We start from the raw sequence: 13,753 nt of genomic DNA on the forward strand, positions 1-13,753 counted from the left end.
GTTATTTCTCCTGCGTGCTAACGAGTTGTTTGGTCAATGGTGTATCTGGAATAGCTTGCCCACGTTTGATTAAATCACCATCTGACAAGAATCCTGTTCCAGAGGCAACCAGTTGAGTGTTTGCTGCTAAATCAACAATTTCAACACGATCATTTAAACGTCGACCAAGTGTGACTTTCTGTTGAGTTACTCGATTATCTTTATTGACAATAAACACATAAGAGAAACCATCACGTAAAAGTACTGCGGTTTGAGGCACTGTTAGTGCTGGCTTTTGGCCTAGATCAAACTCACCTTTGACAAACATACCCATACGAACAGCATCAGTGGTAGGTATATCCACATAGACCAAGCCATAACGTGTTTGCGGGTCAATGACTGGTGCAATCATCCGAACGCTACCTGAAACGGCTGAACGGCTAGGATCAGGTGAGATGATATGCGCTGTCATGCCTTTTTTAAGTTTATATAAGTCTGTCGAGGTTACTTCGGCACGCCATTCCAAACGGTTATCACGGATCAAGCGGAACAGTTCTTGTCCCGTTTGTGCCAATGAGCCAACTGTTGCTGTACGTGCTGAAATAACTCCATGATCGGGTGCAATCACTTGAGTTTGTGTTAAACGAAGCTGATTGGTGTCAATTTGGGCTTTGGCTGCATCTAAGCGGGCTTGAGCTGTACTTTGAGAGGTCAGATATTTTGTTGCTTCTTGTTGTGAAATTGCACCGGTATTTTTGAGTTGTTGAATACGTTGATTATTGATACTGGCATCCGCTAGCACAGCTTTCGCTTCTGCATAATTGGCTTTTGCTGTCGCCAATTCTGCACGAATACTTTCGCTATTAATTTCAGCCAAAACTTGCCCACGTTGTACGCTATCTCCAACGTTGACATTCACTTTGGTAATTCGTTGCCCCGAAAGTTCACTGCCAATCACCACTTCTTGCCATGCAGCAATATTGCCATTGGCTGTAAAGTTTTGCTTCCAGTTTTGTAGCTCGGGCTGTATCACCGTTACAGTTAGTGCTGGTTTTGCGTTAGAAGCGGATGTTGCTGCATTTTCTGAAGAAGTCTGTTTTTTATTTGAAGATTTCCATCCAATAAAAGCGACGATTAGCACAATAAAAATAATTGCAATAATGATCCCGAGTTTTGAGTTTATGCGCTTTTTTTTCATTGGGTCATGCGATTTCATTTTAGTTTTTTAAATGAGTAGAGATAAGTTGAGTATCTCTAAAGGCTCTATGTTTGGTCAAGTTGCAATACAGCGCTTAATGTGATTTTTTGAAAGTTAAGCGGTTAAATTTTGCTATAGAGAGGCAGTTGAAGTTAGTGATATTTGTTGTTTTAAGGCCTTGATTATTAGATGGCTTGAGCGGTTAAAATTATTTATATGTTTTTAATATAGATACTATCAAGATTAGCATAATTTTGTATGAAAACTACAAGACCATTCGCAATTTATAATATTTTTTAATAAATAAATACCATGAGATATTGCTTTTTTATTTAAAAAATCACGCTTACAAAATGAGAAAGTAAGTTTAAGCAAGAGTGATTATCATTTAATATGGCGGCTTAATTTAGATGACTGTTTTAGAGCCTCCTATGCGAAAAATTAAACCCTTAATTGTGATGATGGCAGTGGCGACAAGTGCTGCAATTGCGCATGCTGAACAACAAGATGCTTCATTGTCTCAGTCGAATAATGGCAATGCAAAACAACTGAGTACGATTACAGTAGTCGCAAGTGCAGATGCATCAGCAGAGGGCTTAATGCCAGCATTTGCTGGAGGACAGGTGGCTTCTGGTGGTAAAGTTGGGATATTTGGCAATCAGAAAAATATAGATACACCGTTTAATCTAACCAGTTATACCAATCAATATATTCAAGAGCGACAAGCAAAAAGTGTTGGGGATATTTTAAGAGCGGATCCAAGTGTTCGTGTCGGACGTGGTTTTGGTAATTTCCAAGAAAATTATTATATTCGTGGCTTTAACTTGGGCTCAGATGACACAGCCTATAATGGCTTATATTCAATTTTACCACGTCAGTATATTCCTGCAGAGCTGTTTGAACGTGTTGAAGTGTTAAAAGGGGCATCCTCATTTTTAAATGGAGCAATGCCAAGTAATGGTGGGATTGGTGGTGCAATTAACCTATTGCCGAAACGTGCAAGTAACGAACCACTTAATCGTGTCACAGTAGGTACGGACTTTAATGGCGGTTATATTGCCAATGATATTTCTCGCCGTTTTGGTGAAGATCAACAATTCGGCGTACGAGTAAACACAGCATATCATGGGGGCGATACTGCTGTTGATAATGAAAAAGCATCTTTAGGCTTAGCTTCTATAGGTTTGGATTACCGTGGTGATCGTTTACGTGTTTCTGGAGATATGGGTTATGTGAATAATCGTTTAAAATCGACTCGTCCAAACGTGACTTTAGGCGCGGGTATTACCGAGATTCCGAAAGCAATTGATGGCTCAGATAACTTTGCACAAAAATGGACGTATTCAAATGAAGAGGATGTCTTCGGAAGTTATCGTGCTGAATATGATTTAGCAGATAATTTAACAGCTTATGCTGCTTATGGTTTTCGACATGGCGAAGAGCAAAACAGTTTAGCAAATATGACATTGACCAATCAGAAAACAGGCGCGGGAACCATTTATCGATTTGACAATACGCGTGTAGATATGGTCAATACTGGTGAAGTTGGTGTGCGTAGTAAAGTAAACACAGGTTCAATTGAACATAATTTAGTGCTATCTGCATCGGCATTTCAACAGAACATCCGCAATGCTTATGTGATGGACTATAAAAATACATTCGCCAACAATATCTATAATCCAATCCAGTATGATCAACCTGCTTATTCACAAAATGCGTTGTTTGGGAATAACTTAGATACACCTAAATTAACGACTAGGACGCGTTTAAGAAGTATTGCCATTGGCGATAACCTCAAAGCTTTAGATGATAAATTAACAGTCATGCTGGGTGGACGTTATCAAACCATCATGCAAGAAAACTATAATTATGGAACTTCAACTAAATCAGGTGAGTATGATGAAAGTAAGTTTACCCCTGCTTTGGGTCTAAGTTATAAAATTCTGCCTGAAGTTTCAGTTTATGCAAATTATATTGAATCTTTAGCTAAAGGTTTGAGTAATACCAATTCAACGACGAAAGAAACCACAACACTCAAACCATTCGTTGCTAAACAAAAAGAAATTGGTGCCAAATATGAAAATGATCAGTTTGGTGCAAGCCTAAGTTTGTTTGATATCGATAAGCAGCGCGCAGTACTTGAAAACAGTATTTTTAGTGATGCGGGTAAATATGTACATCGTGGTGTTGAACTCAATACTTTTGGTCAATTGACTGATTCTTTAAAAGTGTTAGGTGGTGCAACTTGGATTGATGCAAAGCAAAAAAATACAGGAAATGTTAACTACGATAATAAAAAGGAAGTGGGTGTTGCAGAATTTCAAGCAAATGTTGGTGCTGATTGGAAATTGCCAACAGTTAACGATGTGTCTTTAAATGCTCAAGTCACTTATACAGGTTCGACTTATGCGAGTTTAGACAACAAATTGAAAGTAGGTGATTGGACAACTTTAGATCTTGGTGCGACATATAAAACTCAGTTGGGGCAAACGCCGACAACTTTTAATTTCCGTGTAAATAATGTCTTCGATAAAAACTATTGGTCATCAGTTGGTCTATTCGATAACATCAACAGTACTTCTAACACCAATAACGGTTACTTGGTTGCTGGGCAACCTCGTACATTCATGCTAAGTGCTGCATTTGATTTTTAAACACCACAAAAAATGCCCCAAATTTGGGGCATTTTTTATAACAACATTTTTTATAAAATGGTTTTCAGACGCTGAATCACTTGCTCACATTGAGCAATATCTGCGACCAATGCCATACGAACATGACCTTCACCAGGATTGCCTTGTTCAGTATCACGAGACAAATAACGCCCCGGTAAAACTTTAATGTTGGCTTTTTCCATTAACATTTTGGCAAAGTTTTCATCATGATCGACTTTTAACCAATAATAGAAACCTGCATCAGGCTTTTGTAATGGTAAAAGATGACCGAGTTCATTTTGGAACAAATCAAACTTAGCACGATACAGTCTACGATTTTCTTCAACATGTGTTTCATCGTTCCAAGCAACAATTGAAGCCAATTGATGCTGGACTGGCATTGCAGCGCCGTGATAAGTACGGAATTTTAAATAAGGTTTAAGTAAGTTTGCATCACCAGCAACAAAACCTGAGCGCATACCCGGTAAGTTTGAACGCTTAGACAGAGAATGGAACACGATACAATTTTTATAATCGTCACGACCTAATTCAGCACAGACTTCCAATAAGCCGATAGGTGCTTCATCAAACCATAATTCTGAGTAACATTCATCAGACGCAATCACAAAATCATATTGGTCAGAAAGTGCTATTAGCTTTTTAAATTGTGCTTTTGAAAGTACCGCACCAGTAGGATTTCCCGGCGTACAAACAAACAAAAGTGCGGTTTTTTCCCAAACTTCAGCAGGTACAGCATCAAAATCACCAAGGTAATTGTTGTCTTCGGTACAGTTGACAAAGTATGGCTTGGCACCAGCTAAAAGAGTCGCACCTTCATAAATTTGATAGAACGGATTAGGCATTACCACATAAGGTGCGTCATCACGATTAATCAAGGCTTGTACAAAAGAGAAAATTCCCTCACGTGTACCTGTTACCGGAAGAACATGATCTTCCGCACTGATCGCATTCAGCTTAAAACGACGGGTTAGCCACTGAGCAATACTTTCACGAAGTTCGGGTAAACCTTTACTGTTTGGATAAGTTGAAAGGTGCTGAAAATTATCAATGATCGCTTGCTTCACAAACTCAGGAGCAGGATGCTTTGGTTCTCCAATTGAAAGTGGGATCAAAGGTAAATCTGCAGGTTTTACATCCTGAAAAAGCTGGCTTAACTTTTCAAATGGATAAGGATGTAATAAAGACAAACTAGAGTTCATGAAACAATTACCACGATAGAAAGTAAGATTAATGTTGCCCACAGATTTGATTGGATGCTTCGTCTAATGCCGCTTTTAATTTTGCGGTAAAGACTTCAGCCTCAGCTTCAGTGAGGGGGGTGCCATCTTTTTTGGTGACAAAGAAAATATCTTCTGCTTTTTCACCCAGCGTGGCGATTCTAGCAGAATGTATGTCTAAACCTTGCATCATAAATAAACCACCAACGCGTGCGAGTAAGCCCGGTTGGTCGAGAGTAGAGATTTCTACCATATTTTGCTGCAAAGCTTCGTTCAGTGTTACATCCACGGTATTTTCAATATCGAAGTGGCGAAGTTGACGTGGAATACGACGTTGCATCAAACCCGGATATTTATCTGATTCGCTTAAGGCTTTAATTAACGCCTGTTTGACTGTTTCTTCACGTTCAGGATCGGTTAATAAGGTACCGAAACGATCCAAGACCACATAAGTATCTAAACTAAAGGCTTTGGTTGCAGTGATAATCCGTGCATCTTGGACATCTAAATTCATACGATCCAAAATTGCCACTGTGGTAGCAAACAGATTGGGTTGGTCTTGAGTATAAATAAAGATCTGTACAGCATCTTGTGCGGCTTTACGGTGCGCACGCATGAGCACCAATGGTGCAGGGTTGTCGCCGTGTTGCAAAATGGCGCGAGTATGCCATGCAATTTCATCTGCGGATTCTTTAAGGAAGTATTCGTCCCCAAGCTCTTGCCAAACCTTTTCAACTTGATCGAGTGGAAACTCATCCACCAAGACTTCGCTTGCAGAGAATTTGGTATCTTCAATCAGCATTTGATAATCAACAGGTCGACCCAAACCAGAACGAATTACATCACGCGCATGGGTATAGAGTTGACGCATCAAAGAAGAGCGCCATGTATTCCAAAGTTTTGGATTGGTGGCATTGATATCGGCAACTGTCAGTGTATAGAGATAATCTAAATGCTCCATATCACCAAGCTTTTCAGCAAACTCTTTCACCACATCTGGATCAGAAATATCTTTTTTCTGTGCGGTCATCGACATCAGTAAATGGTTTTGGATGAGCCAAGCAACCAGATTACATTCGCGCTCAGTAAACCCGTGCGCAAGACAGAATTCAATTGCATCTTCAGCGCCAAGTTCACTGTGATCTCCACCACGGCCTTTGGCAATATCATGGAATAATGCAGCAAGGAATACGATGTCACGGCGGACTAAGCGTTGAAATACAGAACTGACAACAGGATAGTCTTTGGCAAAGCCGGGTTCTTTAAAACGATTTAAATTACGAATTAACAGTAAGGTATGTGCATCGACGGTATAAATATGGAACAAGTCATATTGCATCAGTCCCATGATTTGCCCAAAAGCAGGAATATAATTTCCTAATACACCATAACGCTTCATTGCCACCATGGTTTCGTATAAACGATATGGAGAGCGAATGATCGCCATGAATAGTGCTTGATGGGTTGGATTATCACGAAATGCTTGATCAATTCTTTTTGCAGCTAAGGTCAAAAGACGCAGTGTACGTGCACGAATACCCTCAATTTCAGGGCGATTCGCTAAGATATAGAAAATTTCTAAAATCGCACTTGGATTTTCGGAAAAAATTTTATGTTGTTGAACTGCGAGCTTGCCATCAACCAGTTTAAAATGTTCGTTAATATTTTCGATTTTACGTTCATAGTCGGGTAAACGTGGAGTAATCACCGACTCATTGAAATAAGCCAATAACATTTCATTTAAGGTCGAAACCTGCTGCGCGGTACGATAATAACGCTTCATGAACTGTTCAATTGGATAATTTGGATGATGATCATCTTCTCGTGTATAGCCAAATTTAGCAGCAATATCACGTTGATAATCAAACAATAGACGATTTTCATCACGTTTAGTTAAACGATGTAAATGATGGCGGATTTCCCAAAGAAAGTTTTCAGCTTCCTCTAGAACGCCCAATTCAAATTCAGAAATAAAACCCAAATGAACCAAGTCGTAAATACGATTGACTCGAAAATGCCGTTTGGCAATCCAGCCAATTTGGTTAATGTCCCGAATACCGCCGGGTGCATTTTTAATGTCGGGTTCTAAATTACTTTCAGTATTGTTATGTTGCGCATAACGTTGCGCTTGTTCATCCATCTTGGCATCAAAGAAAGTCTTATCTGTCCAAGTTTGTGAAACGACACGACGAGGCCATCTTGCCAGATGTTGATTACCAATAATCAATCGTGCTTCAATCAGTGAGGTTGCAACAGTGAGATCATTGGTGGCTTGTTCAAAACAACTTCGGATAGTACGTACACTGATACCGGGTTTAAAATTCCCCACATCCCAAAGTGTAGAAATAAATTGCGTCACCGTTTGTTCTTGTTCAGGAGAAAGATCTTCTTCTGAAAGAATCATGATGTCGACATCGGAATAGGGCAACATTTCGCGCCGTCCATAGCCGCCAACAGCAAATAAACCGAGATCTGTTTGATCCAGCCCGGAATGTTTCCATAGAAACATAAGGGCTTCATCTACCACATTTGAGCGGGTACGGACAATTTCGCGTATTGTTGTACCATGATCATAAGCCTCATTTAACTGTTGTTCGACATCGCTACGCCATTGATTAATCGCTTTAATGTCATGTATATCAGTTACATATTCCAACAGAGGAGAGGTGTTGATCATGGATGTCTTGTCCGCAAATATATTGGCTAGTTGTTTAAATGAACTGTGACTTTTGCAGCCGTTTCTTGTGCAAGTTCACGTGCTTGGTCTGTTGTTTCAGCACGTGCTGTTGCCACGCCCATACGGCGACGTTTAAATCCTTCAGGTTTACCGAACAGGCGTAAGTCTGTCGCAGGATTTTGCAAAGCAAGATTTAAGCCAGAGTATGAAAGATTCTTTGCATCCATACCTGCATAGATTACAGCACTTGCAGCAATACTATGTCGTTCAGTATTGACAGGTAAACCCAAAATCGCACGTGCATGTAATTCAAATTCGCTTTGGAATTGTGATGCAAGTGTGACTAAGCCTGTATCGTGTGGACGCGGTGATACTTCACTAAACCATACTTTATCACCTTTTACAAACAGTTCTACCCCAAAAATCCCACATCCACCAAGTGCTACAGTGACTTTATTGGCAATGCGTTTGGCTTCATTTAAAGCTGCTTCTGTCATTGCTTGGGGCTGCCAACTTTCTACATAGTCGCCTGAGTCTTGACGGTGTCCAATCGGATCACAATAAGCGGTTTCAATTCCACCTGTTTCTGGATTTTTCGAACGTACAGTGAGTAAGGTGATTTCAAAATCAAAGTCAATTTGTGACTCAACGATGACTGTACCTTGATTTACCCGACCACCAGTTTGAGCATATTCCCAAGCCGCATCTACTTCAGCATATTCTTTGACACGAGATTGCCCCTTACCAGAGGAAGACATTACAGGTTTAACAAAGTTCGGATAACCAATGTCATCACATGCAGAACGGAAGCTTTCTAAGGTATTGGCAAAACGATAAGCGGAAGTGGGTAAACCAAGTTCTTCCGCCGCTAATCGACGAATCCCTTCACGGTTCATCGTTAAATTCACTGCCTTTGCTGAAGGGATCACTGTTGCAATATTTTGTTGTTCGATTTCGACTAATACTTGAGTAGCAATCGCTTCAATTTCTGGGACAATAAGATTAGGTTTTACTTTTTCAATTAAAGCTTTTAATTCTGTTGCGTCCGCCATGTTTAAGCTATAAGAGAAATGAGCAACTTGCATGGCAGGTGCATTTTCGTAGCGATCTGCCGCGTGAACTTCAACACCAAGTCGTTGTAATGAAATCACCACTTCTTTACCAAGCTTTCCTGAACCTAACAGTAAAACTTTAAAGGCAGATGATTGAAGTGGAGTACCAATAGTAACGCTCATGCTATTCTTCCATGCTTGTCTTATGGACTGTTAGCATAGCAGAACTCAGGCGTGTGTTAAGGGCTGATTGACATAAAATAATGATATTGTCTAACAGATTTTTTTATAAAGTCTTTAGCTTCTAGATTGTTTGTCACTGCAAATGAAGTAGCTTTGAATTTTCGCAAGAAAGTTGATCAATAATTTTTTGATCAATTCTTTTACCAACCAACATAATCAATGCAATAAGGCAGATCAGTAGTTCTATAAAAAACGACCAATGCAGAATAAAGTTTAACCACCACGGCTGATAACGTGAGCTTACTTCAAAAAACACATAGGGTTGATCAATAAACGGTGCAAAAAGCCAAACATCACCTACAAAAGTATCCAACCCGATATGTAGCAGGGCAGCACCCGAAAAAAGACTGATCATTAGGGCAGGTTTAGCCGTATATTTTGAATGGATGAAATAAAATAAAGCAATTAGAAAGATTGGAATCCAAAATGAAAACCGATGTAAAAAATACTTATGGTGGTGTACCGATCTATGATCGAATAAATAGAAATAGAATAAATCAATATCAGGAAAAACTGCACCAAGCATAATCAGCGTAAAAAAAGCTTTATTGGTGATTTTTGTCTGTTTAAATTTCTGGAGTAAAAGTTTAGCCAGTATATAGCCAGAAGGTAAGTGTGCGATAAACATATCAAGTTGCGTATTTTAAATATTATATTGGAAAGAAATCATACACAACCAATTAATTCACATGGTTTTTTATTGTAAATTGATTAGATGGAAGCATTTTAAATCCTAGAGACTTTAATTTTAAACGCTGATTTGCTGATGCATTAAAATGAACTACAATCAACAAAACTACAAATAGGTATAGACCAAACCATAGGCTAATGCTGCTGTGAGAGTCGCCAAGACAATTCTTTTAAATTTAAAATACAATCCTGTGAGTACAATAAAGCCCACCAACATCGCAAAACTTTTATTTGGGGTTTCGATCAATGGCGGAAGAGTGGCAACAATTAACATTGAACTGATTGCTGCAATGCCGATACTGCCTAATGCAATTTTTAACCATGTTGCGCCACGAGATTGTGTGTGTTGTTGGCTTTTTTGCAGCAGATAGAATGGACCAAAGCGTGAAGCAAAGTTTGCAATACCGACCAATATCCCCACCAAAATAATCTGTAAATCCACTTTAAATACTCACTTCATCAGTTTGCTTTAATACATAATGTTTAAATAATCCCGCTAAAATTCCAGACGCAATCCCAATAAAAATTGCTGCAGACATGTTGATAAAATAACAGGCCAATGCGGAAACCACTAAAGATACGGCAACCACAAAAGTATGTTTTTTCTCAAAGGCTGCCAGTAAGAAGCTTAAGAACAATGCAGGTAACAAGAAGTCTAAAGCGGCTTGTAAAAATTGCGGCAAGTCGCTGACTTGATCTGCAAATAAACCACCTAAAAATGAACCTAAGGCCCATGACATCCAGCTAAACAAGCTGAGTCCTAGCATCCAAGACTCTGACCATTCTTGACGACGTTGGGAAAGTTTAATCATTCCAGCCGCAAAAACTTCGTCGGTTAAACCCCATGCCCATACTGCAGTCTTTTTTAGGTTTAAACGGTCCTGAATCAGGTTTTGTAAGGCTGGCCCGTAAAGTACGTGGCGAATATCCAGTGCAATGACTGTAAGTGCTGTCATCCAAATAGATGTACCACTGCCCAATAATGCAACCACAAGAAATTGGCTAGCCCCAGCGTACATAGAGCAAGATAGAAATAAGGCTTCCCATGCACTAAAACCAAATTGGGTCGCGGATACACCAAAGGCAAAAGATACAGGCAGATAAGTAAAGATGATGGCTTGACTGTCTTTAGCGCCTTGCCAAAAGCCAGCAGTTTGGACTGAGGGATTGTGCTCTGACACAGGACACCTAAAACGAGAGTAAAACAAAAGGTAAAATCAAGATTGTGTATTCTACCCGAATTTACTAGCATAGTAGCGAAATGTTTATTTAGGCGTAACTTTATGTTCGCAAATCAGTCGAAATTATTATTGAGTATGACCTTGATGTTAGGCGTTTTAGGTTTACAAGCATGTGGTAATTCATCTTCTGAACCTAAAGAAAAAGTTGAAATTAAAGCTGCGCCAAAACTAACCAATGATGCGACAACCTATGCCAACGAAGCATGGAAATTGATTAATCAGGTTGAACCCTTTGTCTACCGTAAGCAATTAAATTTGATTGAAGATAATGTACGTAAACCTTTAAGAAAGTTAAGTACAGACTGGCGTATCAACGTCAAAATGACCGATTCAGTGACAGAAGGTAAATACGCTTTGTGTCGTAAAGCCATGACCAGTTTAGATACTTGGGCAAGATCGACACTTGAAAAAGATGGTGAGATGCAAAAAAATCAATCGCAATATGAACGTGATAAAGCACAATGCAAAGATGCAATTGAAAATCCAAGTTTAGGCAATACCAAAGCAAATAATAATATTTTTTAAATGGTCTTAGAAAAAATGGCGCAAATATGCGCCATTTTTTTAATTCATATGAACGTTCGTTAAGTAAGCTTTTCGTTGCTTAAGGTTTTAACGGATTGGTCGATGCTGTTTTCACGGCCTTGTCTTTAGCAGCAGTTGATTTTGCAGCAGCGTCATTTTTCACTGCTTTGGTTGTTGCTTCCGTTTTTGCTTTGCTTGCGGCAGTCTCTGTTTTTAGCTTTGTCGCTGCTTCTTTCGGTTTCGCTTCAACAGCTTTGGTTGCAGCTATGCTTTTGTCTTTGGCTTGAGTCACATCTGCTTTGGCTTTTGTGCTTGCAGCGGTCGCTTTTTGAGTCGCTTGAGCTGCAGGATTTGCAGCGACGCATTTGCCACCTTTATGGTTTGGGCCTGTACCACCAACCAATGTTGTACCTTTAGGACAAGCAAAAGCAGAAGCGCTAAGTACAGTGAATAATCCCGCTGTGAGCAATGTTGTGATTTTTTTCATTTATTTCAACTTTTATTGAGATGGCATTAGCGCCTCGCTAAAATATAATTGTATTTTTCACAAAGTAGAATAGATTATTTGTATATTTTATTTATGAAATGATTATATATTCCAGCCGTTTAAGGTGAATTTAATATTTATCTAAAAGTAGAAAAGTGATGTGTTAAATTAGAGTTGGCCTAGTGAGTGAGCAATAGAATGTAATTGCTTGATATCTAAAATTTCTATTTTTTTAAAGGCAATTTTTAAAACGCCTTGTTGTTCGAGTAAATGTAATTCTTGGTTAATGGTCTGACGTGAGCATTTGAGCAGCAATGCCAATTGTTCTTGTGATAAATGAATGATGTTATTTTCAATACGGATATGATTGCCATAGCCGTTTAAGATAAACATCAAACGCTGAGCTAATCGTTGTCGTATATGTTGGGTTTGAATTGAAATGAGTTCTAAAAAAGCATAGCGAAGTTTTTGACTGGTCAATTGGGCGATATGGAACCAATATTGCGGATAGTCATTTAAAATTTTCTGAATCGCTTGGCTGGGGAGATGTAAAATTAAACATTTTCCAACAGCAATTGCATCATGAGAACGTGGTTGCTGATCCACCAAAGAAATTTCTCCAAACCACATAATTGGTTCTGCAATAGCAGCAACGGATTCATTTCCTTCAATATCAATATATCCTAAGCGTACCCGACCATCTAAGACGGCATAGATGCCATTAAATAGATCGCCTGATCTGAAAATCGCTTGATCACGCTCAAATTTTTGATAATGGGCTCGTTGTTGAATCAATTGTTGAAAAGGAATAGGCAGTTGTGAATACCATAAATTCTTTGATAATAATTCAAGATCCGTTGAATTCAGCACAATATGTCCTTTTATATATCATGGTTAATCTTTGCTTTGATTTTAAAATATATCTAACAGCAGTTAGTAGGGTAGAAATTACCTTAGATAAAATCAGTAACGATAAGCGCTGAGTAGAACCATTTACAATCCTCCTTCAAGAGCAATAATTTAGCGGAAATATGACACAATCACAGGCCATAATGTATCAATAAGTTTATTGTGAAAGCTGTTGTTATCTACTTCTTTGAAAATTTAAATGAAAAATCAATTCAAGTTGTCAGGTAGACGACAACTTTTATCTTAGCGCTTTTATATAGTGAAATGAAGAGATTAACAAGGACGCTGAAAATGAATAGATTAGAGCAACTTCTTAGCCAATACGCAGCTTATCATTTAGACCATAAAAATGTATTTACGCATTTTATTGGTATTCCGATGATCGTATTTTCAATCATGTGTTTAACGGCTAGAGCAGGGGTGATGCTTTCAAGTTTTGAAATCACTTTGGCATTGATTCTATTGGTTTTAAGTGTGATTTATTATTTGAGTCTGGATAAATCATTGGGCTTTTTAATGTTGGTTATTTATGCAGTAGCCTATCCATTTGCCTATAAAATTGCGCAATTGGGCATGGGAACTTGGTTAAGTATTAGTATTGGTACTTTTGTTGTAGGATGGGTATTCCAATTTGTAGGGCATTTTTATGAAAAGAAAAAACCCGCATTTGTTGACGATTTAGTCGGTTTAGCAATTGGTCCATTATTTGTTTTAGCTGAATTTGTATTCTTGCTGGGTTTTCGTAAAGATCTACAAGAAAAAATGCTAACAGAAGCGAGAAAGCAACGAACTGCTATGGATGAAAAATCATTAGACGCTTTACACGCGAAATAATTAGAAAGATAAAGAATCTAGTTCAT

General features: G+C 38.7%; 12 protein-coding genes. 3 read left to right on the plus strand and 9 right to left on the minus strand.

Annotated elements, in window-relative coordinates; genetic code table 11:
* Position 1 precedes the first annotated feature (1 nt).
* On the minus strand, positions 2-1,177 hold the full coding sequence (locus tag ACG916_RS14065; RefSeq protein WP_419330593.1) for an efflux RND transporter periplasmic adaptor subunit: 1,176 nt from the start codon (positions 1,175-1,177) through the stop codon (positions 2-4).
* 431 nt (positions 1,178-1,608) lie between these two features.
* On the opposite strand from ACG916_RS14065, the gene ACG916_RS14070 reads away from it, so the two are divergent.
* On the plus strand, positions 1,609-3,831 hold the full coding sequence (locus ACG916_RS14070; RefSeq protein ID WP_419327421.1) for a TonB-dependent receptor: 2,223 nt from the start codon (positions 1,609-1,611) through the stop codon (positions 3,829-3,831).
* Between the two features lie 50 nt (positions 3,832-3,881).
* On the opposite strand, the gene dapC is transcribed toward ACG916_RS14070, so the two are convergent.
* The 6 genes from dapC to ACG916_RS14100 all read right to left on the minus strand — a co-directional run bounded on the left by dapC (position 3,882) and on the right by ACG916_RS14100 (position 10,912).
* Positions 3,882-5,051 (minus strand): succinyldiaminopimelate transaminase, encoded by a 1,170-nt coding sequence (gene dapC, locus ACG916_RS14075; RefSeq protein WP_016539515.1) that lies wholly within the window; start codon positions 5,049-5,051, stop codon positions 3,882-3,884.
* A gap of 28 nt (positions 5,052-5,079) precedes the next feature.
* Positions 5,080-7,746: a [protein-PII] uridylyltransferase gene (glnD, locus tag ACG916_RS14080; protein ID WP_336953023.1), complete on the minus strand. Its 2,667-nt coding sequence runs from the start codon at positions 7,744-7,746 to the stop codon at positions 5,080-5,082.
* Positions 7,747-7,772: 26 nt separating this feature from the next.
* Entirely contained in the window at positions 7,773-8,981 is a 1,209-nt protein-coding gene (purT, locus tag ACG916_RS14085; RefSeq protein ID WP_419368148.1) for a formate-dependent phosphoribosylglycinamide formyltransferase, read from the minus strand.
* Positions 8,982-9,114: 133 nt separating this feature from the next.
* Positions 9,115-9,669 carry a metal-dependent hydrolase gene (locus ACG916_RS14090; RefSeq protein ID WP_419327422.1) on the minus strand — a complete coding sequence of 185 codons (555 nt, stop codon included), beginning with the start codon at positions 9,667-9,669 and terminating at the stop codon, positions 9,115-9,117.
* A 168-nt stretch (positions 9,670-9,837) separates the two neighbouring features.
* Positions 9,838-10,173, minus strand: coding sequence for an L-valine transporter subunit YgaH (gene ygaH, locus ACG916_RS14095; RefSeq protein WP_004821146.1), 336 nt, complete (start codon positions 10,171-10,173; stop codon positions 9,838-9,840).
* A 1-nt stretch (position 10,174) separates the two neighbouring features.
* The gene (locus tag ACG916_RS14100) at positions 10,175-10,912 is read right to left on the minus strand and encodes an AzlC family ABC transporter permease (RefSeq protein WP_004720941.1); all 738 of its coding nucleotides are present in this window, start codon (positions 10,910-10,912) and stop codon (positions 10,175-10,177) included.
* 102 nt (positions 10,913-11,014) lie between these two features.
* Here ACG916_RS14100 and ACG916_RS14105 point away from each other — a divergent pair, with 102 nt between their 5' ends.
* A complete protein-coding gene (locus ACG916_RS14105) occupies positions 11,015-11,497 on the plus strand; it encodes a hypothetical protein (RefSeq protein WP_419327423.1) in 483 nt (160 codons plus the stop codon).
* A 79-nt stretch (positions 11,498-11,576) separates the two neighbouring features.
* Here ACG916_RS14105 and ACG916_RS14110 read toward each other — a convergent pair whose 3' ends face one another.
* Together ACG916_RS14110 and ACG916_RS14115 are read right to left on the minus strand one after the other, a co-directional pair.
* Positions 11,577-11,984, minus strand: a complete 408-nt coding sequence (locus tag ACG916_RS14110; protein WP_419327424.1) for a hypothetical protein — start codon at positions 11,982-11,984, stop codon at positions 11,577-11,579.
* A gap of 168 nt (positions 11,985-12,152) precedes the next feature.
* Complete coding sequence (locus ACG916_RS14115; RefSeq protein ID WP_336953018.1) at positions 12,153-12,854, minus strand: Crp/Fnr family transcriptional regulator; 702 nt, start codon at positions 12,852-12,854, stop codon at positions 12,153-12,155.
* Between the two features lie 330 nt (positions 12,855-13,184).
* On the opposite strand from ACG916_RS14115, the gene ACG916_RS14120 reads away from it, so the two are divergent.
* Positions 13,185-13,727: an Mpo1 family 2-hydroxy fatty acid dioxygenase gene (locus ACG916_RS14120; protein ID WP_336953017.1), complete on the plus strand. Its 543-nt coding sequence runs from the start codon at positions 13,185-13,187 to the stop codon at positions 13,725-13,727.
* The last annotated feature ends 26 nt before the right edge of the window (positions 13,728-13,753 follow it).

Origin of the sequence: Acinetobacter legionensis, from assembly GCF_048552295.1 — a bacterium.
Classification (GTDB): Bacteria; Pseudomonadota; Gammaproteobacteria; order Pseudomonadales; family Moraxellaceae; genus Acinetobacter.